The 26,749-nt window shown below is 47.7% G+C and carries 23 protein-coding genes; 11 read left to right on the forward strand and 12 right to left on the reverse strand.

Translation table 11 applies throughout. The features are described from left to right. Positions 1–53: 53 nt before the first annotated feature. The 3 genes from ppnN to K0H60_RS14535 all read left to right on the forward strand — a co-directional run bounded on the left by ppnN (position 54) and on the right by K0H60_RS14535 (position 2,745). Positions 54–1,409: a nucleotide 5'-monophosphate nucleosidase PpnN gene (gene ppnN, locus K0H60_RS14525; RefSeq protein WP_220053526.1), complete on the forward strand. Its 1,356-nt coding sequence runs from the start codon at positions 54–56 to the stop codon at positions 1,407–1,409. A 14-nt stretch (positions 1,410–1,423) separates the two neighbouring features. Further along, positions 1,424–2,206 carry a flap endonuclease Xni gene (gene xni / locus K0H60_RS14530; protein WP_088210595.1) on the forward strand — a complete coding sequence of 261 codons (783 nt, stop codon included), beginning with the start codon at positions 1,424–1,426 and terminating at the stop codon, positions 2,204–2,206. A gap of 110 nt (positions 2,207–2,316) precedes the next feature. Then, positions 2,317–2,745 (forward strand): DUF3192 domain-containing protein, encoded by a 429-nt coding sequence (locus tag K0H60_RS14535; protein ID WP_220056170.1) that lies wholly within the window; start codon positions 2,317–2,319, stop codon positions 2,743–2,745. A 102-nt stretch (positions 2,746–2,847) separates the two neighbouring features. Here K0H60_RS14535 and K0H60_RS14540 read toward each other — a convergent pair whose 3' ends face one another. The 3 genes from K0H60_RS14540 to K0H60_RS14550 all read right to left on the reverse strand — a co-directional run bounded on the left by K0H60_RS14540 (position 2,848) and on the right by K0H60_RS14550 (position 6,335). Further along, positions 2,848–3,189, reverse strand: a complete 342-nt coding sequence (locus tag K0H60_RS14540) for a cytochrome c3 family protein (protein ID WP_109285411.1) — start codon at positions 3,187–3,189, stop codon at positions 2,848–2,850. Positions 3,190–3,254: 65 nt separating this feature from the next. Next, the gene (locus K0H60_RS14545; RefSeq protein WP_220056171.1) at positions 3,255–4,916 is read right to left on the reverse strand and encodes an FAD-dependent oxidoreductase; all 1,662 of its coding nucleotides are present in this window, start codon (positions 4,914–4,916) and stop codon (positions 3,255–3,257) included. Between the two features lie 177 nt (positions 4,917–5,093). Beyond that, positions 5,094–6,335, reverse strand: coding sequence for an OprD family outer membrane porin (locus K0H60_RS14550; RefSeq protein ID WP_220056172.1), 1,242 nt, complete (start codon positions 6,333–6,335; stop codon positions 5,094–5,096). Between the two features lie 422 nt (positions 6,336–6,757). On the opposite strand from K0H60_RS14550, the gene K0H60_RS14555 reads away from it, so the two are divergent. Next, on the forward strand, positions 6,758–7,471 hold the full coding sequence (locus tag K0H60_RS14555) for a FadR/GntR family transcriptional regulator (protein ID WP_220056173.1): 714 nt from the start codon (positions 6,758–6,760) through the stop codon (positions 7,469–7,471). A 330-nt stretch (positions 7,472–7,801) separates the two neighbouring features. Here the strand turns inward: K0H60_RS14555 and K0H60_RS14560 are convergent, their stop codons facing one another. Continuing rightward, positions 7,802–10,618 (reverse strand): S9 family peptidase, encoded by a 2,817-nt coding sequence (locus K0H60_RS14560; protein ID WP_220056174.1) that lies wholly within the window; start codon positions 10,616–10,618, stop codon positions 7,802–7,804. A gap of 254 nt (positions 10,619–10,872) precedes the next feature. Between K0H60_RS14560 and K0H60_RS14565 the strand changes: the two genes are divergently transcribed. Further along, a complete protein-coding gene (locus K0H60_RS14565) occupies positions 10,873–11,883 on the forward strand; it encodes an isocitrate dehydrogenase (RefSeq protein WP_011717756.1) in 1,011 nt (336 codons plus the stop codon). A gap of 134 nt (positions 11,884–12,017) precedes the next feature. On the opposite strand, the gene rlmM is transcribed toward K0H60_RS14565, so the two are convergent. From rlmM to K0H60_RS14585, 4 genes are all read right to left on the reverse strand, one after another. Beyond that, a complete protein-coding gene (gene rlmM, locus K0H60_RS14570; protein ID WP_220056175.1) occupies positions 12,018–13,103 on the reverse strand; it encodes a 23S rRNA (cytidine(2498)-2'-O)-methyltransferase RlmM in 1,086 nt (361 codons plus the stop codon). A 153-nt stretch (positions 13,104–13,256) separates the two neighbouring features. Next, positions 13,257–13,649 carry a DUF423 domain-containing protein gene (locus K0H60_RS14575; RefSeq protein WP_011717758.1) on the reverse strand — a complete coding sequence of 131 codons (393 nt, stop codon included), beginning with the start codon at positions 13,647–13,649 and terminating at the stop codon, positions 13,257–13,259. Between the two features lie 93 nt (positions 13,650–13,742). Next, positions 13,743–14,414 (reverse strand): alpha/beta fold hydrolase, encoded by a 672-nt coding sequence (locus K0H60_RS14580; protein ID WP_220056176.1) that lies wholly within the window; start codon positions 14,412–14,414, stop codon positions 13,743–13,745. Next, entirely contained in the window at positions 14,395–15,306 is a 912-nt protein-coding gene (locus K0H60_RS14585; RefSeq protein ID WP_023268106.1) for a transcriptional regulator GcvA, read from the reverse strand. Before K0H60_RS14585 ends, K0H60_RS14580 begins: the two co-directional genes overlap by 20 nt. Positions 15,307–15,482: 176 nt before the next feature. Between K0H60_RS14585 and K0H60_RS14590 the strand changes: the two genes are divergently transcribed. Further along, positions 15,483–15,716, forward strand: a complete 234-nt coding sequence (locus tag K0H60_RS14590) for a hypothetical protein (RefSeq protein ID WP_088210590.1) — start codon at positions 15,483–15,485, stop codon at positions 15,714–15,716. Positions 15,717–15,867: 151 nt separating this feature from the next. On the opposite strand, the gene thiI is transcribed toward K0H60_RS14590, so the two are convergent. The 3 genes from thiI to pomA all read right to left on the reverse strand — a co-directional run bounded on the left by thiI (position 15,868) and on the right by pomA (position 19,230). Beyond that, entirely contained in the window at positions 15,868–17,322 is a 1,455-nt protein-coding gene (thiI, locus tag K0H60_RS14595) for a tRNA uracil 4-sulfurtransferase ThiI (protein WP_011717761.1), read from the reverse strand. 216 nt (positions 17,323–17,538) lie between these two features. Beyond that, entirely contained in the window at positions 17,539–18,459 is a 921-nt protein-coding gene (locus tag K0H60_RS14600; RefSeq protein ID WP_011623478.1) for a flagellar motor protein MotB, read from the reverse strand. A 3-nt stretch (positions 18,460–18,462) separates the two neighbouring features. Next, positions 18,463–19,230, reverse strand: a complete 768-nt coding sequence (gene pomA / locus K0H60_RS14605; protein ID WP_220056177.1) for a flagellar motor protein PomA — start codon at positions 19,228–19,230, stop codon at positions 18,463–18,465. A 314-nt stretch (positions 19,231–19,544) separates the two neighbouring features. Between pomA and xseB the strand changes: the two genes are divergently transcribed. The 3 genes from xseB to dxs are packed head-to-tail and all read left to right on the forward strand — an operon-like array spanning position 19,545 to position 22,558. Next, entirely contained in the window at positions 19,545–19,784 is a 240-nt protein-coding gene (gene xseB / locus K0H60_RS14610; RefSeq protein ID WP_011623480.1) for an exodeoxyribonuclease VII small subunit, read from the forward strand. A 2-nt stretch (positions 19,785–19,786) separates the two neighbouring features. Beyond that, the gene (gene ispA, locus K0H60_RS14615) at positions 19,787–20,668 is read left to right on the forward strand and encodes a (2E,6E)-farnesyl diphosphate synthase (protein ID WP_011717763.1); all 882 of its coding nucleotides are present in this window, start codon (positions 19,787–19,789) and stop codon (positions 20,666–20,668) included. A 21-nt stretch (positions 20,669–20,689) separates the two neighbouring features. Beyond that, on the forward strand, positions 20,690–22,558 hold the full coding sequence (gene dxs, locus K0H60_RS14620) for a 1-deoxy-D-xylulose-5-phosphate synthase (protein ID WP_220053533.1): 1,869 nt from the start codon (positions 20,690–20,692) through the stop codon (positions 22,556–22,558). Positions 22,559–22,699: 141 nt separating this feature from the next. On the opposite strand, the gene grpE is transcribed toward dxs, so the two are convergent. Beyond that, entirely contained in the window at positions 22,700–23,320 is a 621-nt protein-coding gene (gene grpE / locus K0H60_RS14625; protein WP_011717765.1) for a nucleotide exchange factor GrpE, read from the reverse strand. Between the two features lie 99 nt (positions 23,321–23,419). Between grpE and nadK the strand changes: the two genes are divergently transcribed. Together nadK and K0H60_RS14635 are read left to right on the forward strand one after the other, a co-directional pair. Beyond that, entirely contained in the window at positions 23,420–24,298 is an 879-nt protein-coding gene (gene nadK / locus K0H60_RS14630) for an NAD(+) kinase (RefSeq protein WP_084789193.1), read from the forward strand. Positions 24,299–25,058: 760 nt separating this feature from the next. Then, positions 25,059–26,702, forward strand: a complete 1,644-nt coding sequence (locus K0H60_RS14635; RefSeq protein WP_220056178.1) for an L-lactate permease — start codon at positions 25,059–25,061, stop codon at positions 26,700–26,702. Positions 26,703–26,749 lie beyond the last annotated feature (47 nt).

The raw sequence follows: 26,749 nt of genomic DNA on the forward strand, positions 1-26,749 counted from the left end.
AGTCAGCCTATACGTCGCCTCTTATCACTCCTGTCGAGACGAAGGAGTGATAAATGATAGTAAAAGTCAGCCCAAAGGGCAGCATGGATCAGCTTTCACAACTCGAAGTTGATCGCCTCAAAAAAAGCGCCAAGAGCGCCCTATATCAACTGTATCGTAACTGCTCACTCGCCGTACTCGCCGCAGGCCTTAAGACCGACAATTCTAAAGCACTTTTCGAGCAATACCAGAGCTTCGATATTAATGTGTTGCAACGTGAACGCGGGGTTAAGCTAGAGCTTATCAATCCCCCGGAACAAGCCTTTGTAGATGGCCAAATTATCACCGGGATCCAAGAACACTTGTTTTCGGTGCTGCGGGATATTCTCTACATCAGCGATAAGTACGACACCCTTAAACATATCAATCTAACCAACGCCAGCCACATTACAAACGTAGTGTTCGATATTTTGCGTAACGCCCGCGCCATCGCACCGATGAAAGACCCCAATGTGGTCGTCTGTTGGGGCGGCCACAGTATTAATGCCGTCGAATACCAATACACCCGCGAGGTGGGTTATCAGCTCGGCCTAAGGGAGCTCGATATTTGCACCGGCTGTGGCCCAGGCGCGATGGAAGGCCCAATGAAGGGCGCAGCCATTGGTCATGCCAAACAACGGATTAAAAATGCCCGCTATATTGGTCTTACTGAGCCGAGTATTATTGCCGCCGAGCCGCCTAACCAAATTGTGAACGAGCTGGTGATTTTGCCCGATATCGAAAAACGCCTTGAAGCCTTCGTACGCTTAGGCCATGGCATTATTATCTTCCCCGGCGGCGCGGGTACTGCCGAAGAGCTACTGTATATTCTGGGGATTTTGCTCAATAAAGAAAATCAAGAGACCCCCTTCCCACTGGTGTTGACAGGGCCCAGTGAGAGCGCGGATTATTTTATTAAAATTGATGAGTTTATCGCCGCGACCTTAGGGGCAGAGGCGCAGCAAAAATATCAAATCATCATAGACAATCCCGCCGAAGTCGCCCGAGTGATGAAGCAAGGCATGGAACAAGTGAAAAACCATCGCCGCGCCACCGGTGATGCCTATCAATATCAATGGGGACTGAAGATAGAACCCGAGTTCCAACTGCCGTTTATCCCTAGCCATGAGGTGATGGCTAACTTAGATTTACATTTTCAAGCTAATAAAGCGGAATTAGCCGCTAATTTACGCAAAGCGTTTTCGGGTATCGTGGCAGGTAATGTAAAATCAGACACCATCAAGCAGATTGAGCACTTAGGCCCCTTCCACATAAAAGGTGACCCACATTTAATGGAGCTGATGGACAATTTGCTGGGGGCCTTTGTCGCCCAACATAGGATGAAACTGCCGGGAAGCGCTTATATTCCCTGCTATCAAATAGTAAAGTAAAACAATAACCTCCAATGAATAAGTTTTTAATTATCGATGGTCTCAACTTAGTTCGCCGGATTTATGCGGCGATCCCAGATGAGAACGATATGGACAGTTTAACGGAGCGTGTGAGTGTCGCCTGCACTAAACTGCTGCGCATTCACCACCCAACCCATGTCGCTATCGTCTGGGATGGTGATGAGATCTCTTGGCGAAAACAGCTTTACCCCGATTATAAAAAGGGCCGTAAACCTATGCCCGAGCCTCTGGCAGCTGGCTTACCTGCACTGCAGGAACACCTTAAAAGCGTACAAATTCAATCGATTTATGCCGCAGCCGAGGCCGATGATGTTATCGCTACCCTTGCGATGAAAACCGCCAAAGCCCAAGGTGAGGCCGTTATCGTGTCGACCGATAAAGGCTTTAGCCAACTCAATCATCCGCGTATCAGTCAATGGGATCATTTTAATCAGCAATACCTCAACATCGCCGAACTTGAGCAAAAGCTCGGAGTCGATCGCAGCCAATTTCTTGATTTAATGGCGCTGGCAGGTGATAGCGGCAATAAAATCCCCGGCATCGCAGGCATAGGCCCCAAATCGGCGGCAGAGTTGCTGCGAACCTTCAGAACCTTAGCGGCGCTGTTTTCTTCTCTGCCCAATCTTGGCGCGAAACAAGCCAAGAAGCTGGCTGAAGGACGAGATATGGCTCGCCTCAGTTATAAATTAGCCCAATTACAAATCGATTTGCCCTTAAACATCAACCTCAAGGATTTTAGGGTCAATGGCCCCGCCAATACGCCGCAGCTCGATTAACGCATCTTGTTAACACTAAGTTGCAATAAAGCCGTTTACCTTAGGCCATCAAAGGCGTATTTTATTGACTTGCCAGATAGTACATTGGATATGCAAAGGAATTAGATTCAATGAAATCAAAAACTTCGGTCATTATTGGCAGTATATTTGCCGCATATGTCGCCTTCGTCGCTGTTGTGGTGCTGGTATATGAGCCCACCCCGGATGAAATGGATTGGGAAGATAGACAAGTCTATAACAGCCAGAAATTAAATGAGTTAACCCTAGGACAGGACATTTCCACCGTCAAAAGCCTATTTGGCAAGGCCGATTTTACAGAAGCCAAATCCCTTAAAGATGGCCAACTACAAGTGCTCTTTTATCGTACTCACCATGAAAAATCCGATGGCGTGACCACCAAAGAAGAATGCACCCCACTGATTTTTAAAGACGATAAACTCGTGGCATGGGGCGATGATACCTATAAACAGTACCTCGAAGCTGGCACCGATATCGTCAGCCGCACCGCCAAAGAAGCCGAAAGCTCAAGTAAAAATTGATTTAGCTCTGGCACATCTCATCAGTCATCCATACTAGATATAAAAAAACCACCTCTGCAGGGTAGGTGGTTTTTTAATTACTAATCGTTGTTTTGAGTGAAATTATGGGGTGACAAAATCAAACTTTAAATGGCAACCTTGGCAATAGTTTTCAGACTTTTGGTGCACATGATGACACTTAGCACAGTCAGTTTCGGTACTGAAGTGACGGTTGTTATGAGGATTAGTGGGTTTGAAATTCTCCGTTTTAACCGCCAATTTCGCAGTGTTATGGCATTGCACACACTTCAACATAGGCACAGCTTCGCGAGTTTCCCCCTGGTGGCAGCTAGTACATTTTAAGCCTTTGGCCATGTGGGTTTGATCAAGTAGTTGATCGGCGGCAAAAGTACTGCCTACAAACAGGCTTAATGCCAGTGAGAGAATAATAGTTAAGTTCTTCATGGTGTGATTCCGTTATTCATTTTGAAAGATGCCGATAAAGGCACCACAATTGATGACGTTATGGCCTAAAGCTTGGCGACATACTTACCGGTTAAATAACCGAAGGTGTAACAGCGGCCAAGGGACAGACCAAATACCGTTAATGGATAGTCAACACCGCCGTAAAAACCGCCCCCCATGTTACCGACAATGAACAAGCCACCGATTGGCTTACCATCGGCATCGAGTGCTTGATGGTTTTCGTTAACTAATACGCCAGAGGTGATTGCGGATAAGCGCATCCGGCGGTGAATACCATAGAATGGGGCCTTTAACACAGGAGCCATTTTGCTTGGCGCTTTACCAAAGTCCTCATCTCGACCTGATTTGCATAGCTCGTTGTAACGATTAACATTTTTCACAAAGGTTTTAGGGTCGCAACCTAATTTCACGGCAAGTTCTTCTAGAGTGTTAGCCACAAAGGTATTGATTTGTGATGGGAATACGCCTTTCTTCTCTGAAGGTTCTTCCGGCATATAGTTCTTCAATTCTTCAGGAGTGTAGGCTTTTCCTGGCCAGTTTTTAGCTTGTTCCATATAGTCAGAATCGAAAACCTGGGAGTAACAACCTTGGTCAGCTTCGCTGCGTAGGTAGTTATTCATCAGTGACATTTCAACGGCTTCGTTGACGAAACGCTCCCCTTTACGGTTGACCACGAGGAATGGCATGTCACACATAGCCGCGGGACCTGCATCAAAGTCGTGGAGCATTTTAGTGTGCCCCGCAGGCTCAATGACGCCACCAGCCCAATACGCCATCGCAAAACCATCACCCGTGCGGTCCATTTGCTTACGTTCGAAGTTTTTCAGATCAGGAATAAAGAAGTCACACATGGCTTTGTTATTTTGGTAGTCACCCGCAGCCAAAATCACGCCCTTTTTAGCCATAAACTTATGATATTTACCATCACGATTTTGGGCGATAACACCAACCACTTTACCGTTCTCATCTTGGATGAGTTGGTTAGCGGGTGTGTTAAAGAAGAACTTCACCCCAGCTTTTTCGGCAGTTTTAGCCAGTGCACGCATGCCATCACCGGCGGTATAGGGTTTAGGGCCAAAATAAGACGTCACAAATTCCAATGGATATTCGGTAATGCCTTTAATACCGTGTTGTGGCTTAGTGCCTTGGTCAACAACGGATGCACCGCCTTGTTTTGCCCGGTCAATAACCCAAGATACCGCCTCGCCTGAGTTATAGGCCCAGCTTCTGAGTAGCGCTGGATGACTGCGATGAGCGTTGTCGGCCATTAAGCGGTTTACCAAGGCTTCAATTCCCGCCTTATCGCTTTTCTTCAAATCTAGACCAGAGCCAGTGTTACCTTGAGCCACGGGAATTGCCTGTTTTTGCAACACTGCGACTTTAGCACCATTTTCCGCCGCCGAAAGCGCAGCAGGAACACCCGATGCCCCCGCGCCAACCACAACGACATCGAAGGTTTGGGTCGATGCAATTTCACTGTCGGGAATGGCTCTTGGCTTTGGCATAAATTCCAACGTCGCATGGCCAATTTGGGCGTATTCCTGCGCTTGTGTAGAAACAGGAGATGCGCTAGCAGAACCCGTTAATCCAGCAAAGGCTAAGCCCCCAGTCCCGATCGCAGCTCGGGTTAAAAAACTTCGGCGCGATAGACCATTTTGCAGAACATTCGCAGTGTATTGGTCAATTTCTCTCGATTCTTTACTCATTTTCATTACTCCGTTGACTATATCGTTTGGTGCTCTGCACCATCTACAACGACATAAGATTTGCTTTAACGTCAAAGCTGACGAACGGCTTGTTAGCCAAGTGATAAAGATTTAAAAAAGGGTGTATTCAAATGACGTTAATACACCCAACAAGTAGGCGCAGGGGGAGCGCGCGTATTAGTGACCTAAAGCGAACTTGTAAGTTAGGTAGAAGCGGAGATCGTTGAGGTCTTCCTTCTGAGCGAAATCGACGATGGCATAACGTGCTCTCACGCCCAGTCCCTCCAAGGCACCTGCAAATTTGTAGGTCACAGAAAAGTTGGTTTCGGTAAAATCGTTCAGACTTTCTGGTGAGTCATAATCGCCGTAGAAGGCATAGGCGCTTAACCCCTTCGCGCCGACTTGACCAAAGTCATACTCCAGTTTCAGGGCGTTCACTTCTTCTTGAGCCAGTGCCGATTGATACACTTGTTGAATCACAACCTTGTCATCACCCCATGGCGCCAGAATGGTGTCATCTCCGGTTTTGGCGTACATATAAGTCACATCTGCACCAGCAAATTTAGCGCCTAGGTGGAAACCATATTGGTAAGTATCTAGCTCACCGGCAGATTTATTACCTGTGGCCTGTTGATTGAGGTAGGAAGGAATGAAGTACAGATTAGTGCTGCCCAACTGTGTCGACAGATTAACCTTGGCATAGGTCTGTTGGAACACATCTTCCATATAGTACTGCCACAGGTTGATTTGAGTTTTGACTGTATCGAAGGGCAATTGATATTTAGCACCGATGGCATACACAGGATTATCTTCTACATCCACTACATTGCCGGTATTGCGTTTAACTTCAGCTTTTACCGCTTCACTCACCGAGATAAAGCGTTCATCAGTCCATCCCATAGAGTCAGTGATATAGAGTGCTGATAGTGTCAGATTTTCGATGCTGTGGTTTTCAGCGGAGAAACCTCGGAAAGTTTTCGGGATGGCGCGAATATCATGGGGGTTCATCATCGGCGTGCGTAACTCTTGAGCACCTAAACGAAATTGAGTATTCCACCAATCGCCTTGAACATAATATTCCTGCATGCGATTGACGCTCTGGTGATCACCATTAGCATCCCGACCGACTAAGTTATAAACCGCATCGGAATCGTTAACCCAAATGGGGTTTGCAGAGGCAAAACTCGTCCCGATACTCAAGCCATTCACTTTTGCGGTGTTGTAATAAAACAATCCGCCAAGTGATGTGGTGTGTTGGGTCGTGGTGTCCCCATCAAAATCTTTGGTGAAATCTAAAAGACGTAATTCACCTTTTACTGTGCCTTCACTGAACATCTTGTCGATACTGGTGTCGGCGACTGCGGGGATCGCTAGTGCAGACAACACTACCAAGGATAAATAAGAGTTTTTCATCATCATCTCTTCCTATTATTAGTCGCCCGAAGTAATTCTCAGGCTGTTCAAAAACTGCAAAGCAGCTTTTGGTCAAATGTATGACGTATGATTTATGTCATCAACGGGATGTTTCGAGATATGAGAATTAAGTTGCGAAATTCGTGGAGATGTAACTTAGATCAACAAAAATGAATGTTTTTTAATCTCTAATGTAGCTATTGGTTGATTGCTGAAATTGATTCAACAGAGCGATAGGCTTAACGGAATGTTTAAAAACAAAGAAGTATTTAAATTCAAAAACTTGTACTCAAAACAAATAACACCACATCCACATAAAACGATGGCGTTAAGTAAGTTAATGAATATCAGGCTTTAGCTAATGAATATTCAGACATCAGCTTGATTTATGTTAAGATTTCAACCTAGTTTTGATTCGAGATGACAATTTGAACACCTTTAAACCCGTTAAGCAGCTAAGAGCATCGACCGAAGTTGGCCAGCAATTAAAAGAGGCCATTTTTGACGGCAGGTACAAAGCCGGCGATAAGCTGCCTTCGGAGCGGGAGTTAATCGATCTGTTTATGGTCAGCCGCACTGTGGTTAGAGAAGCGATAAAAATTCTCGAAGCGAGCGGTTTAGTGGAAATTCGTCAGGGTGCCATGGGTGGCGCCTTCGTTAAACAGGTCGACTTCGAGCGCTTAAGTGATGCCTGCCAAGATTTACTGATGATGGGTAAAATGTCGTTGCCTGAAATCGTTCAAGTAAGGATGTTGCTCGAACCACAGGTAGCCCGTTTAGCCGCGAAAAATTGTACCTCAGCAGATGCAGCAAAATTGTATGATGCCAATCAACATGAGGACGATACCCTAGAATATCCCACCACTGTGTTATTACGTTCTCAAGTGCATTTTGTGTTGGCCGAAATTTGCGGTAATCGTTTCTTAGAAGCAATAACTAAGTCACTACTGCTGTTATTACGTCAGAATGCTTTATCATTCGAACCACCTACGGATGAAATTCACCCATCAGGTTTACATGACAAATTAATTCAGGCTGTCGTTGATAGGGATGAAGACAGAGCAGAAGCTGAAATGCGAGCTCACTTGGAGGATTTTTGCAACAGAGTGGCCGAAGTTGAGCGTAAGTACAAAGAGCGCTAACCTTTGGAATGTCCTCTCTTGCTACAAATCCCGAATGAGTTCGGGAATTTGCTTATGAGGGCGTGAATTCAATACACATACTGCTGTCATTACGACATCTTTATAGTACGCATAAATCTGTGGTACTAGTTATGCGTCGGTGCAGCCCCAAAGATATCGAGTACTGGCTGGTGAATAGAAGAATGGCTAACTAATTGTCTTATCAATTCTTGTATTCACTTTTGCTAACTCTTCATCGGGAATAGAGAAACAGTAAAAACTCCCTCTTTCTCCATAAAAAAACACCACCTTATGGTGGCGTTTGCTTATAGATAAACCTAAAACAGAAGATTACTCATCATCGGCTTTATATTCGACATAGGCTTCGCCCTGGCTTAACCAGGCTGGCGCGGGTTTACCTTTAAGATAATGGTCGAAGTATTCCATCATGCGAATGCTGTAATCGAGCTTATTAGGGTATTTCTTCAGATGATGGGGTTCATCTTCATATTGTAAAAACACCACATCTTTACCAGCACGGCGCATCGCCAAGTACATTTCAACACCTTGCTCCCAAGGCACCGCATCGTCTTTATCGCCAAACATGATCATCAGCGGTGTTTGAATGCGATCGGCATAGAATACTGGCGAGTTCTCAATATACTTTTGCGGCGCAGCGAAGAGGCTTTCACCTATGCGGCTTTGGCCCGTTTCGTATTGGAATTGGCGCGCAAGCCCTGTGCCATGGCGAATACCGCTGTAGGCGCTGGTCATGTTGGCCACTGGCGCACCAGCTACCGCAGCTTTAAACATCTTGGTTTGAGTGATGGCAAACGCCGTTTGATAACCGCTCCAAGAGTGTCCTTGCAAACCAATGGCGTTAGCATCGGCAACGCCCATGTCGATAAGCTTTTGCACGCCCGAGGTCAGCGCTTGAACCGAACTGGCACCGGGATAACCGATCTCGAAACGAATATCCGGCAAGAATACCGCATAACCGTTATTCACATACCAAGCGAAGTTTGGTCTGTGGTTAACCTTCATTTGCGGGAAGGCATGCAGCCTGTCGGTCATAAAGCGATAGTAGTAAACCAGCACCGGATAACGCTCACCCGCTTGATAGTTAGTCGGCTTAATCAACACGCCATCGAGCGGCTTGCCATCACCATTGGTCCAATGCACTAATTCGGCTTGGCTCCAATTAAAGGCTTGGCGCTGCTTATCTAAATCGGTTTGCTTCACCGCATTTTGTGGGGTCTGATAGCTTGCGGTATACAAGTCAGGGAACAGATCGAAGCGCTCCTTAGAGAACACCAAGGTATCCGTATCTTTACTGCGCCCAAGCACAGTTAGCTTATACTCGCCTTCCATCAGGGTCTTAACGCCCGCTTCGCCTAAGGTCGCTTGATAAAAACCATCGGCCTTAGTCTTGTCGCTGTAACCATGCAGCAGCACAGTGGCGTTGTAGGCCAGTGTGGTTGGCTCATCGGGATTATCGACTAAGCCTTCAACACGATATTGAATTTTTTGAGCGCGCCCCTGCCCTGCGGTTAAGGCAAATCCGCTTTTCGATGCGGTATTAAACTGCCACACATCGTATTTGTCGTAGACGAGGAAACCTGCATCATCCTTCAGCCAAGGGCCAAAACCATAACCCGGCGCATTGGAAGGATAATCATGGTCTTCATCGGCAAAACTCACCTTTAAAGACTTGCTCAGATTGGTGCGACGACCTTCGGCAATATCATATAAATACACATTACCTTGCTGATAATAGGCCACATATTTGCCGTCGCCCGATAAGCTCGGCTCAGCATCGCTTGGTTGTTGGGTTAACAGCGGCAGCTTACGCCCAGTGTTGATATCCACCAAGTAATAGTCTAGATAAAAGCCCGCCCAAGTGATCATCTTGCGATAGGGTAAGTCTGAGCTTGCCAGCATATAACGCTTATGCTGTGACAGGGTCACATCCGGCACCGTTTTATCGCCAAGCTGCACTACATTGTTTGAATCTAAATGCAGCACGGCTAAATAAGTGCGCTTTTGCTCTTTATCATATTGCTTGATTTCATGGGGTTTAATCCGCGGATCGTCTCCATGCCAGACCTTAAGCCCACGTAGGCCTGTGACTATCTCTTGATCGTAAAGGTCTTTTTCTTCTGCAATTTTCTTCAAACTGAGCTGCTGGCTCACCTCGGGCACACGGCCAAAGAAGAGTCGTTCACTGTCTAGGGAAAAGTTTAAACTGGCGTAACGGTTTAACGTCCACTCTTTGGTGTTTGGCACGGGGCGAATTTTGCCTGAAGCGATATCGACTAGGTTTAACTGATAGCTACGGCCATAGGGTAATTCACTCGCATCCCCTAGGGTAAAGGCCAGCCAGCGACCATTTTTCGACAGTGAAACCGCACCGATTTGTTGAGTTTGAGATTCAAATGCCGTTGATTTTTTGTAGTATTTCAAATCAATCAGTTGCAGTTGATGTTGTTTCGCCTCGATATCATTGACAGCAACGGCCAAGCGGCGACTGTCTTTATCAAACTGATAGGCGGTCACATGCTCCAGATCCACCCGCTGCGATGGCGAAGACAAATTCACTAAACTCAAACGACGGCCTTGGTCGAACTTATCGACCTTCACCTTCTCGGCTTTGGGCTTATCATCGGCACCTTCGGTCTTCTCCTTGGCGTCTTTCTTGGTCTCTTCATCGGCTTCAAACCAAATAGCTAAATGCGCGCCATCGTCGCTAAAGGCAAATTCCTTTACCCGTTCAAATTTGGTTTGCGTGCCAGTTTGGGTATCGAGCAGCACCATATCGGCTTTGAGCTTTTTCTTGGCTTTAGCATCACTGGTTTCGACTTTAAGCAAACTGGGTTTTACGGCCATCGCCACATAACGGCCAGTGTGACTCACGATAGGGTCCGAGCCGCCTTCAATCAGAAAGTCTTTTCCTGTTTGCAGATTCTTAACCAAACCATTGCTATCGCCACGATCCGGCGCCACCTCCACCGCCAGCACTTGACCATTGTCAGCGATAACGGGCTTTTCGAGGGACTCAAAATGCATAATGTCGGTCAGGGTAAGCGGTTTAGTGCTGGTTTCTGCATGGGCATTGGGCAGTATTCCGAGGGATAAAAGCACTAGCGATGTGATAGGTAATAACTTCAATGTCTTCCTCTTTTATATAGTTGTTAGACTAAAGTAGACTTTTTTAACCATTGGTCCTCCATCATCGTTATAACCCAGTATTTTTACAAGTTATACCCGATAAAAAATCGTGATATTGCTCACTATTTCCTGTGAAGTTTGACCAAAGACGGTTAAAATAATGGGGAGAAAAAACACCAAATTCATAGTCATGTTACCCGGCTAATCCCGGGTCGGACAATTGCAGTAACGACGAACCGTGGAAGGACTTCTCCATGTCAAAAAGAACGATAACCGTAATTCCAGGTGATGGAATTGGCCCAAGTATTATTGATTCAGCCTTAAAAATTCTTGATAAAGCTGGTTGTGATTTTGAATATGAATTTGCCGATGCCGGCTTAACTGCTCTTGAGAAGCAGGGCGAACTACTTCCGCAGCGTACTTTAGAACTGATCGAAAAAAACCGCATCACCCTGAAAGGCCCGCTAACTACACCAGTAGGCGAAGGTTTCACCTCTATCAACGTGACATTACGTAAGAAATTCGGTCTGTACGCTAACGTGCGTCCAGTGTTGTCTTTCAAAGGCACTCAAGCCCGTTATGAAAACATTGATATCATTACTGTGCGTGAAAACACCGAAGGCATGTACTCAGGCCACGGTCAAAAAGTTTCTGAAGACGGCACCACTGCTGAAGCGACCAGTATCGTCACTCGCCAAGGTGCTGAGCAGATCGCGACATTCGCCTATGAACTGGCCCGCAAAGAAAACCGTAAGAAAGTCACTATCGTGCACAAAGCAAACATCATGAAGTCAACTTCAGGTCTGTTCCTGAAAGTGGCCCGTGAAGTGAGCCAACGCTACCCAGACATCAAAACCGAAGAAATGATTGTCGATGCGACTTGCATGAAGTTAGTGATGAACCCAGAAAACTTCGACGTCATCGTGACCACCAACCTGTTTGGTGACATTCTGTCGGATCTGTGTGCTGGTTTAGTCGGTGGTTTAGGTATGGCACCCGGCGCCAACATTGGCCGTGATGCAGCGATTTTCGAAGCGGTTCACGGCAGTGCGCCCGATATCGCAGGTAAAAACCTCGCTAACCCAACATCTGTGATCTTAGCCTCTATCCAAATGCTGGAATACTTAGGCATGGCTGATAAAGCCGATCTGATCCGTAAAGCCGTATCGGCAGTAATTGAAGAAGGCGACCGTACGACTCGCGATTTAGGCGGCACCCACGGTACGACTGACTTCACTCAAGCGGTGCTTGACCGTCTGTCATAATCGCTTTGCGCGAAACAAAAAAACGCACCCTAGGGTGCGTTTTTTATGGCCGCAATCTAACAGAACAGCCAAATAAAAAGCCCCAGACATGACTTGGGGCTTCACTCACTAACAGAACGGTCAAAAACCGCCGATTAGTTCCAAGCCTGGCTCGGTTTAATCCACAGGTGCACAGTTACTTCATCACGGTCATGGTATAAGTGCTTACACTGTAACTGGAATTCGTTGATGCCGTTTTCCTTGAGGATTTCCTGCATGGTATTCAAAATCGCCATCACTTCTTTATAACGGCTCTTCATCGGCAGTTTGAGGTTGAAAATCGCTTCTTTAAACCAGCCATTGATGGCCCAAGCTTCAATCAGCTCAGCCACGCGCGCGGGTTTTTCAACCATGTCACACACTAACCAATAAATGTTTTTACGCTGTGGCTCGAAGCGGAAACCATCCTCGCGGAAATGTTTCACTTGTCCGGTTTCCATCAGCTTTTCGTTCATTGGGCCATTATCGACCGCGGAGACCATCATGCCACGACGCACTAACTGATAGGTCCAGCCGCCTGGGCAAGCGCCTAAGTCCACCGCGTTCATGCCGCTGCGAACCCGCACTTCTTGCTCTTCTTTAGGCACAAACTGCGCGAATGCTTCATCGAGTTTCAAGCTTGAGCGGCTCGGCGCATCGGCAGCCATTTTCAGGCGCGGGATCCCCATAAAATAGGGTGAGCTGTTGTTACTGAAGGAATAACCTACGTAGGCACGACCTGGGCCGATAAAACACACGTGGATAATCGGACGCTTAGGATTTTCCTGTGCCAGTAAACTGCCGGATTTTTTCAAATGCTGACGCAAAGGCACAGTAAACTTACGGCAAAATGCCGACAGTTCTTTGGCTTCGTTGGTATCAGGGGTTTCAACCCTCAGCTCACCCGCTTTACTCACCTCACTGAGCGCCGCCACAATCGGGCTGACACGATCCGACTCGGGTAAATCCGCCAGCAGCTCGTTTGCAGCAAACATCTGACGGGCAAAAATCAGTGAATCTAACGGCAATTGCTTCACTAAGGTATCGCCGCCGTCTTCTTCAAAACATTGATATACCACGTAGGCATCGTTGTTGTTGGCTTTAACAAAGCCACCCACATTGAGCTCGGCGGCTCGCTGTTGGATTTCTGCTGCGCATTCTTTCTCATAGCCTGCACGGCAAAATAAAAATAGGTTTTTCATGGAGATCCTTAAGAAATCCAAGCCATAAACATGGCCGACTATCGATTTGGGCGCCAGTATAGCAATTTCAATGCACAAAAGCCCGATTTGCTATCGGGCTTTTGTGTTATTGGCAGCATGAACGCACGGCGCAGTGGCTGCGCCACACAAGTATTATGACTCGTTGCCATCCACCACTTTATGGCGCCATACGGCTGCAGCCAGCAATAACCAACCTAAGAGGAAACAGCCACCACCCATTGGGGTAATAGGGCCTAACCATTTGCTACCGACCAGTGCTAAACCGTAGAGCGAGCCAGAAAACAGCACTATGCCGGCCATAAACAGGTACGCCGCCCAATCCAGCAAACGTGAGGTTAACCACTGCCCGGCAAAGGCCACAGCAATCAGCGCAAAGGTATGGTAGAAGTGATATTGCACGCCTAGATTAAACACATCAATCAGCTCTGGCGGCGCGACAGCCTTGAGTCCATGGGCGCCAAAGGCGCCAAGCGCGACCGCAAAAAATCCGCTTACCGCGGCGAGTAACAACAATCCTTTACGCATTTTTACCTCCAAAAACCAATAGGCTTTACGACGGATGACGCTCAAGCCGTTAATCCAGACTCTGAGCGCTTTACGCCATATCAAGAAAAAACATTAGCCAATAAATTTTGCTGACAAATCAACAGTCAATGCAAGGTTAGCCGCTTCGGTCGTGCCTGACGACTTTCTTGGCACAAAACTATGATCCCCATCGGCTAAGTATTCAATTTGTATATCACTGTTAAGCGGCCAACTTAGGATCTGCGCCTGTGTGCCAAACTTATCCCGCTCACCTTGTAGCACTAATACGGGCACTTGGCAGTCGTTTAGGGGTTCTAACCTAGGTCCCCCCCCCTTAAGCGGAATAAAGGGATAACCTAAGCAAATGACCCTATCAATACGGCTCGCTTGCTCGCTATCGCAGGCCAGTAACGCCGCCATGCGTCCGCCCATGGATTTGCCCATCAAGACCACACGCTTAACCTTAGGCTGAGCGTGCGCCACATCGAGCATCTCGCTAAAACAGGTAAGCAGCTTTGGCGCTCTGTCAGGCGGGCGCTTTTTACCATCCACGGCATTGGCCTGCATGTAAGGAAAGTTAAAGCGCATCACTTGAAAACCCTTTGCGACAAGACCTGCGGCCATTTGGCACATAAAATCGGAGTCTCGATTCGCCCCCGCGCCGTGGGCAAATAAAATCAAGGTTTCTGAGGGCTCGCCTTCTAACACATAGGCACTTGGCGCCACATTCTCGTTGACCAAGGGGTTATCCGGGCAACAACTCACTGCGTGACTCCTCGGCAAACATATCTAACATCCACTCACGGAACGCGACCACTTTACCCAGCTCGGCATGATTCTGTTGGCAGACGAGGTAATAGGCATCTTTGCTCACTAACACTTCTTGGAATGGGCACACCAGTCGACCCGCCTTAATATCGGGGCGAGCGAGTACGCTATAACCTAAGGCCACACCTTGGCCATGGGCTGCCGCCTGCAAAACGAGGGAAGAGTGACTAAAAATCGGCCCTTGGTTGACGTTGATATCGTGGATACCACATTGTCTAAACCAAGCCTGCCAATCGTGACGGCTCATATCGTGCAGCAGCGTGTGGTGTTTTAAATCTTCCGGCTTAGACAAGGGCTTAGGGCCGTTTAACAGCATGGGCGAACATACGGGGATCAGCACTTCATTACGGAGTTTATCGGCGCGAAGCCCTGGCCAATTGCCTAAACCATAATAAATGGCGACGTCGACATCGTCAGTTAAGGAGCTGGCCTCTGTGTCTACCGCCTTAATTCGTACGTCAATGTCTGGATTTTTTTCACTAAACTTCGATAGGCGCGGCACCAGCCACTGAATAGCAAAGCTTGGCGACATGCTCACGGTCAACGAACCAATGGCGCTGCGTGCAAGTAGCCTGTCGGTGGCATCCGCCAGTTGAGTGAAGATATCTTTAATATCGAGAAAATAGCTCTGGCCTTCTTCGGTCAGCAGCAATGAACGATTCTTTCGGCGAAATAATTTTAATCCGAGAAAATCTTCCAGCGCCTTAATTTGGTGACTCACCGCAGCCTGAGTCACAAACAATTCTTCAGCCGCTCGAGTAAAGCTCAAATGCCGTGCGGCGGCCTCAAATGCTTTAACCGCATTCAGTGGTGGTAAGCGTCTTGACATAGTGATCTCTATCTCAATTTTTAATTAGTTTTTCTAATCCGTATTGTTACATTTAATCGTTTGTAAAGGCCAGCGTTTTTGATTAAATTTTGCGCCAACGAAACACATGAGTTGGACAATCTCGAACGGGTGATGGGAATGTCTGACAGCAATACTTTGTCAGCCCGGAGGCGACTATGTTCAATTTAAAATCTGCTTTTGCGTTAGTGTTAGTCAGCGCACTCAGTGCCAATGTCAGCGCAAATGTTATCGATGCAGAAATTATCATCGACACCAGTGATTTACAGGCAAGCATCAATGCCGAACTGACTGCGACAATGGAAAAAATGCATGAAGAAGCGCTGCAGGATCCAACCTTATTGCTTGCCGATGACGTGTTACCGGCCCAGCAAGTGGTCAAGACCGAATAAATTGCACTGCTGATCAGTAAAATAAAAGCCGCATTCCAATGCGGCTTTTTTGTATTCGTTTACCTGCTTATTGGCACATCGAGGCCCCAATTCATACGCATTAAGGCCAAAGTTGATGTTTGGCCTTAGCTCTCGTTTTACTGGCTATCGCTTAAGGGCGGTAAACCTTAACATTGTGATAACCTTGTTCAATCAGGTATAGCGCCTGTAATTTACTCATCACACCACGCTCGCAGTACAGCAGGTAAGTCTTCTGCTTATCGAGATCGGCAAACTGAGTCGCTAATTTGAAGAAAGGAATGCGCTTGATTTCCACGCCTTCAATCTCCAGCGGTTTGTTCTCTTCTTCCTCTGGGGCGCGAATATCAATCACCACTTCATTGGTGTCGATAGCAACAACGGTTTCAGTTTCAGTGATACGCGTATTCATCTGTTCTGCTATCTCCCTGATATCAATGGCAACAGCCTGCTCAACGATACGGTCAATCAGGTCCTCAGAGAATTTGGTCTCTTCGGCCTCAACCTTGGCCAGTACCGCCTTAACGGTTGGCTTTTGCGAAATCACACCGCAATATTCGGGCATAGATTTAGCAAAATCTTCGGTGCCGATACGGCGACATTCGTTGATGATGTCCTGCTTGTCCATGGCGATCAGCGGGCGCAGGATCAGCATATCGGTGCAGCGGTCAATCACGTTCAAGTTAGTTAAGGTTTGGCTCGATACTTGGCCTAAACTCTCACCAGTCACAATCGCCTGAATGCCCATACGTTCAGCAATACGCGCCGCGGTGCGCATCATCATACGCTTGAGTACCACGCCCATTTGACCGTTGTCGATTTTCTCTAAAATCTCGGCCACTACAGGCTCGAACGGCACGGACACAAACTTCACTTTGTGGGATTCACCATAGGTTTTCCACAAATGGTAAGCGACTTGTTTCACGCCAATTTCATGCTGCGCGCCGCCGAGGTTGAAGAAACAGTAATGGGTACGAGCACCCTTCTTAATAAATTGGTAGCTCGACACGCCTGAGTCAAAACCGCCCGAAATCAAGGACAATACATCTTCCTGCGTCGCCATCGGGAAGCCGCCTAAGCCTTCGATACGCTTAGTCACCATATACAGTTTATCACCCTCGATTTCGAGGTTAACTGTCACTTCTGGGTTCTTCAAACGCACACCAATCGCATCGGTAAACTGGTTTAAACCACCACCAACATAACGCTCGACTTCGATAGAGTTAAAATCGTGTGAGCCAGTGCGTTTGACGCGCACACAGAAGGTTTTACCGGCAATTTGGTCACGGTAAACGGGTAAGACTTGCTGGTAGATATCATCGACTGAGGTAAAGCTGTATTCATCCACTTGCACCACATGGGCAATCCCAGGAATACAGGCTAAACGCTCACCAAAGGCCTGAGCTAATTCAGGTTTATCATTTGGCACCTTTACCCAAATACGGTCCCATTGACGTTGCACTTTGGCATCTTCATCAACTTTTTTGAGCACGTTACGGATGTTGGTTTCAAGCATTTTGGTGAAGCGCATGCGCACGGGCTTGCTCTTCATCATGATTTCTGGGTACAGCTTTACAATAAACTTCATGGGATTTCCGCGGGCAATTTTGTAAACAGCAAAATTGGTTAAAAGAATAATCGCCGGATTATAACAAACTCACGGCGATTGGCGCACCTGTTTCCACACTCGGTCTGCGCGTGGCGTGCGCTTATGCACAGTTGAACTTATAGTCAAAAAATCACAAATAAAAAAGCCGTGAGCAAGTCACGGCGTTTTTATCGAATTACAGGTTTGGATTAAAAGCTATTTACCCACTTGAATTTCTTCGGATTCTTTAGCTTTACCCTGTTCAATCGCAATCTCAACGCGGCGATTTCGCGCGCGGTTTTCAGGTGAGTCATTAGGCACGATGGGATTATTCGACGCCATACCGACCACTTTCATCCGCTTAGGATCGAAGCCCTTCACTTGCAGCAGCACATCGGCTACCGCCACAGCGCGTTTGCTGGAGAGATCCCAGTTCGAGCTATAGAGCTCATCACTTATCTGCATATCATCGGTGTAACCCGATACCGTGATGATCCCCGGCACATCTTTTAGCAATTCACCGACCGAGCGCACCACGGGTTTAAATCGTGGCTGCAGGAAGCCAGATCCTGAGGCAAATGAGCCCTTCTCGCGGATACGGATAATGATTTGCTGCCCAAGTGACTCAATTTCGATCGCCCCATCGGTGATCTCATTATTGAGCTCCTGTGCCATTTTCTTCACTTGCTGATTGATTTTATCCTGCGCCGCAGCGGCTTCGGCCTTCACCGCATCCGCCGTTTCTTGTGCCGTCGCAGAGGCTTCACCACCCCGCTGCGAACCATTTTGCTGCTGCACACCACCCGCGCTATCGTCCTCGCCCGCTTGATAATCCAATACGGGTTCGGTCATTTCGTTGGTTTGTTGATTAATGATTTCAATCGGCGTGGGATCGGGACGGCCAGGACGAAACTCCAATGCAATCACAGACGTCCCCTTAGGAATGTCTTTGACTTCGACCTTGTTTTGCACCCCGAAGGCATACTTCATCGAGCCTGCGATCTGCTTAAACTTCATCACGTCCATTTCGGAGAATGATAGCAGCAGCACGAAGAAACACATCAAGAGGGACATCAAATCGGCAAATGTTGCCAACCAGAGCGGCGCTCCGGGCGGTGGACAGTTGCACTTAGCCATGGGCTACTCTCCGTCCGTTGTATCGATTTTCCGCTGTTTTTCAGCAAGATAATTCTTCAAGAAACCTTCAATCACCCGCGGGTTTTGGCCATCTTGAATCGCTAATACCGCGTCCATAATCAGGTTGCGGTTCAGCATTTCTTCACCCATGCGCAGGGTGAGTTTATCGGCAATGGGAATACACACCATGTTGGCGACCACGGCGCCGTACAGTGTCGTTAACAAGGCCACCGCCATCGACGGACCAATCGATTTAGGATCTGACATGTTAGATAACATGGCCACTAAGCCCACTAAGGTACCAATCATCCCCATCGCTGGGCCGACGTCACCAAAGGCTCTAAAAATCGCAATGCCGTTGCGATGGCGCTCTTCGGTGAGGGCAATGTCTTTTTCAAGCGCGGCGCGCACCACTTCACCATCGTGACCATCGACCAACATATCGACAGCTTTTTGCATAAAACTGTTGGAAATTTGCGCTTCTTCGAGGGCAAGGAATCCGCCTTTACGGGCGGCGTCCGCCATAGTCACGGATTGTTCGATAAGCTCTTCAGGCTTATCAATCTTAAACATAAAGGCTTTGACGGCGATTTTTACCGCGCCCAAAAACTGTTTGAGATTGAACTTCATCATTACGACGAAGAATGAACCACCGAATACGATAAACACTGAGGGGACGTCGATAAAGATTGCCAGGCCGCCGCTGGTCATCATAGCCCAAAGGATAAAACCAAAGCCCCCGACTAGTCCTATAACTGTAGCTAAATCCACAACGGCTCCTCAATATTCGGTATAAACGACATGATACTGACTCTATTCGCAAAATAACACAAAATGTCATCCGCATAGGGATTACACTTTGGTTTTAACCTGAGCCTTACTCTATGATGTCAAAGGATGATTATAAGCATAATGCTATTATTGTCATTTATCGGACAAGCACTAAGCAAGTTTAGCGACAATTTCTATTTTCTGAAAAAAATTCAGCAACAAAGCGTGCTATTGAGCAAATATCCGTCGACTGAATTTGACCCTTGAGTCGCCCTGATATACCTTGTGTCCGCTCTTTCAAAGGAATTATTAACGTGGCGAAGAAACCCGAAAATCTCAGTTTTGAAGAATCCCTTGGTGAACTCGAGCGCATCGTTGCCGAATTAGAACAGGGCGATGTCTCTCTGGATGATGCGTTAAAACAATTTGAACGTGGCATCAATTTGGTGCGTAACAGCCAAGCAAAACTCGAGCAAGCTCAGCAAAAAGTGGCCATTTTACTCAAGCAGGATGAAAATGCGCCCCTCTCTCCCTATGCCGTTGAGGGCGAATAAGCGTGTTAGTCAATGCAATAAAAGAATATCAACTACGGGTTGATGACCAATTAAAACAACGTTTCAGCACACTCGAAGACACTGCGCCGCAGTTAAAGGCCGCCATGACCCACGGCGCGCTATTAGGCGGTAAGCGTATTCGTCCTTTCTTGGTTTACAGCGTGGGGCAAATGTTTGGCGTGCCGCTTGAAAAGCTTGATGCCAGCGCCGCCGCCATTGAGTGTATTCATGCTTATTCGTTAATCCATGACGATTTACCCGCCATGGACGATGACGACCTTCGTCGTGGTCAGCCCACAGTTCATATCGCCTTCGATGAGGCGACCGCCATCCTTGCAGGGGATGCACTGCAAACCTTAGCCTTTGAAATTGTGACCGAAGCAGTACCAGGGATCAGCAGCGAGCAGCATATCGCTATGGTGAGAGCGCTGGCGAAAGCCTCGGGTTACCGTGGTATGTGTGGCGGCCAAGCGATTGACTTAGCCTCAACCGATAAGCTCATCGACCTTAAGGCCTTAACTCAACTCCACAATATGAAGACGGGCGCCCTTATCAGCTGCGCCGTTGAGTTAGCCCTGATCGCCGCTAATGCGCCAAAAGATGAATATCAGACTATGATGGAATTTGCGCATGCGGTAGGACTAGCCTTCCAAGTGCAAGACGATATTCTGGACATCATTGCCACCACGGAAGAACTCGGCAAACCCCAAGGCTCTGACGCCGAGTCCAATAAGAGTACTTTTCCGCAACTACTTGGACTGCAAGGCGCCAAAGACACCGCCGCGCAACTGATCCAAGAGGCACTATCAGCGCTGGCTAAATTGCCATACAATAGCCAGTTAATCGCAGACTTCGCCCGCTATATCATTGAGCGAAGAATATAATAAGAGACGAAGTATCTCGCTATGAGTTTGGACATTTCACAGTTTCCCGTGTTGGCTCAGGCCAACACTCCTAATGAACTCCGCCAGCTTCCTCAGGCCCTGTTACCTCAATTGGCCGATGAGTTGCGGGAGTTTCTTCTTAAGTCCGTTGGCATGTCCAGCGGACATTTTGCCTCAGGACTCGGCACGGTCGAACTGACTGTCGCCCTGCATTATGTCTATAACACCCCGTTTGATCGTTTGATTTGGGACGTTGGCCACCAAGCCTATCCCCATAAAATCCTCACCGGTCGCCGCGACAGAATGCACACCATTAGGCAAAAGAACGGCTTACACCCTTTCCCTTGGCGGGAAGAAAGTGAATACGACACCTTTAGCGTGGGGCATTCAGGCACATCCATTAGTGCCGCATTAGCCATGGCCGTTGCCGCCGAAAAAGAACAGGCAGGCCGTAAAGTGGTTGCCGTCATTGGTGATGGCGCCATGACGGGCGGTATGGTGTTCGAGGCAATGAATCACGCGGGTGATTTGCACAACGATATGCTGATGGTGCTGAACGATAACGAAATGTCGATTTCAGAAAACGTCGGCGCGCTCAACAATCACTTAGCGCAACTGATGTCGGGCCGCCTCTACACCACGATTCGTGAAAGCAGCAAAAAAGTGCTCAAGGGCATGCCGGTCATCAAAGAGATGGCCAAGCGCACCGAAGAACACCTCAAGGGCATGGTTGTACCTGGCACTCTGTTTGAAGAGCTAGGCTTTAACTATATCGGCCCTATCGATGGCCACGATGTCGATGCCCTAGTGGAAACCCTGCGCAATATGCGCTCTCTAAAGGGTCCACAAGTGCTGCACATCATGACCAAAAAAGGTCGTGGTTATGAACCGGCCGAGAAAGATCCTATCGGTTGGCACGCGGTACCTAAATTTGACCCCTCACAGTTTAAGAAGCCAGCGACTAAGCCGGGACTGCCGACCTTCTCCCAAGTGTTTGGCAAATGGTTATGTGATATTGCCGAGCAGGACGAAAAAGTCTTAGGCATTACCCCTGCCATGCGTGAAGGTTCGGGCATGGTGGAGTTCTCACAACGCTTCCCGAAACAATATTTCGATGCAGCCATTGCCGAGCAACATGCGGTGACCTTAGGGGCCGGATTTGCCTGTGAAGGCTTTAAGCCTGTGGTCGCCATTTACTCGACCTTCCTGCAACGGGGCTATGATCAGCTGATCCACGATGTGGCGCTACAGCGTTTACCGGTATTGTTTGCCATTGACCGTGGCGGTATCGTCGGTGCCGACGGCCCAACCCACCAAGGAGCATTCGATTTAAGCTTTATGCGCTGCATCCCGAATATGGTGATCATGGCGCCATCGGATGAAAATGAATGTCGTCAGATGCTGTATACCGGTTATTGCTATGACGCAGGCCCGAGCGCGGTGCGTTATCCAAGGGGCAGCGCCACAGGCGCGACTCAGGTCGAAGCCATGACGGCGCTGCCAATTGGTAAAGGCGTGATTAAGCGTTTAGGCAAAGGTATCGCCATGCTGAACTTTGGCACCACCTTAGCCGCCGCCTTAACCGCCGCAGAAAGCTTAGACGCCACCGTCGTCGATATGCGCTTTGTGAAACCGTTGGATGTGGATTTAGTCAAAGAGATGGCGCAAACCCACGATGTGATCGTAACAGTAGAAGAAAACGCCATTATGGGCGGCGCAGGCTCTGGTGTATTAGAACTGCTGCAAAAGCTTAAAATGCCCAAACCTGTGCTGCAAATCGGCCTACCCGATGAGTTTATTAAACATGGCTCTCCAGAAGAAGTGACCCATGATTTACAACTCGATGCCGAAGGTATGTTAGCGCAAATTAATGCCTTTCTTGCCGATTGAGTGTTGATGGGAGCCTAGCTCCCAGCAACAGTGCAAAGCGTGATGAATTGCGATTAGCAGGCAAAAAACAGACAAATAAAAAGGACTGCATTTGCAGTCCTTTTTATTACTTAACGCTCAGCGCGTTAGCTTAGGCTTCAATCAGGCTTCAATGTTAATTGAAGCTGATTCTTGGCTAGGGCCGCCCTGTGACACCATCACCATGGCTGGACGCAGTAAACGGCTGTTTAGCTCATAACCCTTTTGCATCACTAACATCACAGTATTGGCTGGATACTCAGCACTTGGCTGCATACCAATCGCTTGATGTTGGTCAGGATTGAAAGCTTGCCCCTGTGGATCGATAGGTTTTACCCCAAACTTAGCCACGGCGGTCAAGAAGCTCTTTTGCGTAAGCTCAACACCTTCAAACAGCGCTTTGGTGGTTTCATCCTGCGGATTAGTACCTTGCAGCGCACGTTCCATATTGTCTAACACTGGCAGTAATTCGTTGGCGAATTTTTCCAATGCAAACTTGTTCGCCTTTTCCACATCCATCGCAGCACGGCGGCGAATGTTGTCTACTTCGGCAGCAGCACGGATAACGGAATCTTTTTGCTCTTCAACTTTCGCCAAAGCGTCAGCGAGTAACTGTTCCAGCTCTTCAATACGGAAATTGGCTTGGGTAAGCTCGTCAATCAGACTCGCTTCTTCGGTAGAAACTTCAGACTCTACACCCTCTTGGATCAGATCCTGTTCTGCTTTAATCGACTCGTTGCTCATTTTCACTCCAGCTAAAAATGCTTTGTTTCTAAATACTCTGGGCATATTATGGGGATCAATTTTGACGTTTCAAGGCCTAAGGCCAGATCTAGCATAAATATGACCACAAAGTTCCACACCATTGGCCTGATTGGCAAGCCGCACCACCCAGGGACAAATCAAACCCTCAAACGTCTGCACCACTGGCTGACGGTGCAAGGGTACGAAGTCCTCGTGGAAGAGCGCGTTGCCAGCGAGTTAGGGACCAATATCGTCGCGGTCGATTTATTAGAGATTGGCGCACGCTGCGATTTAGCCATAGTCGTAGGTGGCGATGGCAATATGCTTGGCGCCGCCAGAGTGCTGGCCCGCTTCGATGTGGGCGTGATTGGGGTTAACCGTGGCAACTTGGGCTTTTTAACGGATTTACCGCCCGATGCCTTTGAAGAAGCACTCGCCAAAGTGCTCGATGGGGAATTTGATACCGAGCACCGCTTTTTACTCGAGGCCGAGGTCTATCGTCACGGCATGTTAAAAGCGAGCAATACCGCAGTGAATGAGGCAGTGCTGCATCCGGGTAAAATCGCCCATATGATTGAATTTGAAGTCTATATAGACAATCAATTCATGTACAGTCAACGTGCCGACGGCATGATAGTCTCAACGCCGACGGGCTCTACCGCCTATGCCCTATCGGCGGGTGGCGCCATTCTTACTCCCAATTTACAGGCATTAATCTTAGTGCCCATGTTTCCGCACACACTGTCGTGTCGCCCGATTGTGGTCGATGCCTGCAGCACCATTAAGATGGTTGTCTCCCCTGAAAATGGTGAGAATTTAGAGGTAAGCTGCGATGGCCACGTGCATTTAGCGGTATTGCCCGGCGATGAAATCATAGTGCGCCGCAGCTCCGAGCAACTCAGGCTGATCCACCCTAAAGGCCATAATTACTTCCATGTGTTACGCAGTAAACTCGGTTGGGGCAGTAAGCTGTTTTAGTCTGCTCAATAATAAAGCCTAAAACGTAGCTAAAGCTTACATCGCTTACATGGTTAAGTAGCAAAAGATAATGGCCAACGGCAGTTGTTAACAGAATGAAGTGTTGCAGCTGCATGACTGTAAACCGCTTTATTAACCGTTATTAAATTTCAGATTAAAACAAATTTCATTAAGTGATATTCATCACGCGAAATTTAGCCATTACTAAAACGTGATCCATCCCTCATTATCCCTCGCGGTGAAAACCCCAATAAAAATCTATTTATTCATACTGTTAATAAATAATATCCAGCTGAGTGATTTTTCAACCCACCCCAAAGCGAGATATAAGTCACATCTTAATATTGTCTTAAAAATCCATTAAGCGCTCATTAATGAAATAAATGGATCAGTTAATTGCAATACTGATAGCTAATTTAGTGAATATGTCGATTTTTATAACCTGAAGGAATAGAAATTAGCGAAACATCCCATTATCGAAATATAAAAAACCACCTTCGAGTGACATGGATCACAGTTAAGAAAATCCCATGAGAGAAGCCTCCCGCAGCACTGTAAATTAGCATTCTATACAGCAGCCAAAATGATCTAGATCATATTAGTTAAGCCCCGAATAGCGTCTAGTACACACCACAGAATGTTGTGACTCATGGTATTGGCAGTGAAACCTGCTGATTTATCAGTCGGAGAGTCTGACAGGAAAACACTAGTAAGATCCAAATATAAATAATAAGACAGACCACTTTATGTAGAGGCAAGCATGACAATACTTCAACTCCTCGCAAGCTTGACGCCAGTAATCAGTGTAATGATCTTTCTCGTATTACTCAGAATGCCAGCGTCCAAAGCTATGCCCATCTCCATGATAATCACAGCGCTGGCCGCCGTGTTTATTTGGCAAATGGATACCACACTATTAGCCGCATCGGTTCTCGAAGGACTGCTGTCAGCCATCACCCCATTAACCATCATCTTCGGCGCGGTATTCCTGCTCAACACCCTGAAATACTCAGGGGCAATGGATACCATCCGCGCGGGCTTCACTAACATCAGTGCCGACGCCCGTGTGCAGGTGATCATCATCTGTTGGTTATTCGGAGCCTTTATCGAAGGTAGTGCGGGCTTTGGGACGCCCGCCGCGATTGGTGCGCCGCTGCTAGTATTACTGGGCGTTCCCCCAGTTGCCGCAGCCGTAGTGGCATTGATTGCCGACTCAGCTTGTGTGTCATTCGGTGCGATTGGTCTACCCGTGCTATTTGGTATGGAGCAAGGTTTAACTCAAGGTGGTGTGAGCTTGGCAACTGAGCAGTTTGCAGCCCATGGCGGTAGCTACGTTGGTTATGCTCGCTTTATCGTGATGCATATGATCACTATCGACTTAATTACAGGTACATTAATCCCGCTGGTCATGGTGACCATACTGACAGGATTTTTCGGCCGCAATAAGTCTTTTAAAGAAGGTTTAGCGATTTGGAAATTTGCGATTTTCGCCGGTCTTGCCTTTACCGTTCCAGCATGGATTATCAACTACTTAGCGGGTCCTGAATTCCCATCTGTTATCGGTTCATTGGTCGGTATGGCCTTAGTCATCCCTGTTGCCCGTAAAGGCTACCTATTGCCAAAAACGCCTTGGAACGACTTTGCTGAAAATGATAGCCAAGAAGGCGCAAAAATTGAGACGACTGCAAAATTCTCACAAATTGCCGCTTGGACACCTTATATCATCATGGCTGCGCTATTAGTGCTTTCACGCACCGTTGCACCACTCAAAGCCTGGTTATCCAGTTTCAACATCAGTTGGACTGGCCTAATGGGCACAGAGCTTAAAGCCAGCTTTGCAACCCTATATGCCCCAGGCGCCTTCTTTGTGGCCGTGTGTATCTTAGGTTTCTTCCTGTTCAAGATGAAAAGCCCTGCGATTAAGCAATCCATCGGCGTTTCATGCAAGTCTATGTTACCGACTATTATTTCATTAGGCGCATCCGTGCCTATGGTGAAAATCTTCTTAAACTCAGGTGTTAATGGTGCAGGTCTTGCGTCTATGCCCGTCGCATTAGCCGATATGTTAGGCCAATCTATGGGCGCGGTTTGGGCATGGATGGCACCGATTGTGGGGATTTTTGGTGCCTTCCTGTCAGGTTCAGCCACCTTCTCCAACATGATGTTCTCCAGCCTGCAATACAGCGTGGCGGACAACATTGGCATGAACCATACATTGGTATTAGCACTACAAGGTATCGGTGCTAACGCTGGTAATATGATGTGCGTAATGAACGTAGTGGCAGCTGCGACCGTTGTGGGTATGGCGGGTAGAGAATCTGAAATCATCCGTAAAACTATGCCTGTTGCCATTGGCTACGCGTTACTTGCAGGCACTATCGCAACACTTTGGGGTGGCTTCTAAGCCAATCTAAACCTAAGGCCGCGTTGGCGGCCTTAGTCATTTTTAGC

This window comes from Shewanella mangrovisoli (assembly GCF_019457635.1).
Classification (GTDB): Bacteria; Pseudomonadota; Gammaproteobacteria; order Enterobacterales; family Shewanellaceae; genus Shewanella; species Shewanella mangrovisoli.

What these genes read in the sequence shown, in the direction of transcription:
- K0H60_RS14565 (WP_011717756.1), top strand. Translation starts at nt 10,873, where the DNA reads ATGTCAAAAAGAACGATAACCGTAATTCCAGGTGATGGAATTGGCCCA.
- xni (WP_088210595.1), top strand. Translation starts at nt 1,424, where the DNA reads ATGAATAAGTTTTTAATTATCGATGGTCTCAACTTAGTTCGCCGGATT.
- K0H60_RS14590 (WP_088210590.1), top strand. Translation starts at nt 15,483, where the DNA reads ATGTTCAATTTAAAATCTGCTTTTGCGTTAGTGTTAGTCAGCGCACTC.
- K0H60_RS14535 (WP_220056170.1), top strand. Translation starts at nt 2,317, where the DNA reads ATGAAATCAAAAACTTCGGTCATTATTGGCAGTATATTTGCCGCATAT.
- K0H60_RS14585 (WP_023268106.1), bottom strand. Translation starts at nt 15,306, where the DNA reads ATGTCAAGACGCTTACCACCACTGAATGCGGTTAAAGCATTTGAGGCC.
- K0H60_RS14635 (WP_220056178.1), top strand. Translation starts at nt 25,059, where the DNA reads ATGACAATACTTCAACTCCTCGCAAGCTTGACGCCAGTAATCAGTGTA.
- K0H60_RS14550 (WP_220056172.1), bottom strand. Translation starts at nt 6,335, where the DNA reads ATGATGATGAAAAACTCTTATTTATCCTTGGTAGTGTTGTCTGCACTA.
- thiI (WP_011717761.1), bottom strand. Translation starts at nt 17,322, where the DNA reads ATGAAGTTTATTGTAAAGCTGTACCCAGAAATCATGATGAAGAGCAAG.
- K0H60_RS14540 (WP_109285411.1), bottom strand. Translation starts at nt 3,189, where the DNA reads ATGAAGAACTTAACTATTATTCTCTCACTGGCATTAAGCCTGTTTGTA.
- K0H60_RS14600 (WP_011623478.1), bottom strand. Translation starts at nt 18,459, where the DNA reads ATGGCTAAGTGCAACTGTCCACCGCCCGGAGCGCCGCTCTGGTTGGCA.
- dxs (WP_220053533.1), top strand. Translation starts at nt 20,690, where the DNA reads ATGAGTTTGGACATTTCACAGTTTCCCGTGTTGGCTCAGGCCAACACT.
- K0H60_RS14545 (WP_220056171.1), bottom strand. Translation starts at nt 4,916, where the DNA reads ATGAGTAAAGAATCGAGAGAAATTGACCAATACACTGCGAATGTTCTG.
- grpE (WP_011717765.1), bottom strand. Translation starts at nt 23,320, where the DNA reads ATGAGCAACGAGTCGATTAAAGCAGAACAGGATCTGATCCAAGAGGGT.
- nadK (WP_084789193.1), top strand. Translation starts at nt 23,420, where the DNA reads ATGACCACAAAGTTCCACACCATTGGCCTGATTGGCAAGCCGCACCAC.
- ppnN (WP_220053526.1), top strand. Translation starts at nt 54, where the DNA reads ATGATAGTAAAAGTCAGCCCAAAGGGCAGCATGGATCAGCTTTCACAA.
- rlmM (WP_220056175.1), bottom strand. Translation starts at nt 13,103, where the DNA reads ATGAAAAACCTATTTTTATTTTGCCGTGCAGGCTATGAGAAAGAATGC.
- K0H60_RS14575 (WP_011717758.1), bottom strand. Translation starts at nt 13,649, where the DNA reads ATGCGTAAAGGATTGTTGTTACTCGCCGCGGTAAGCGGATTTTTTGCG.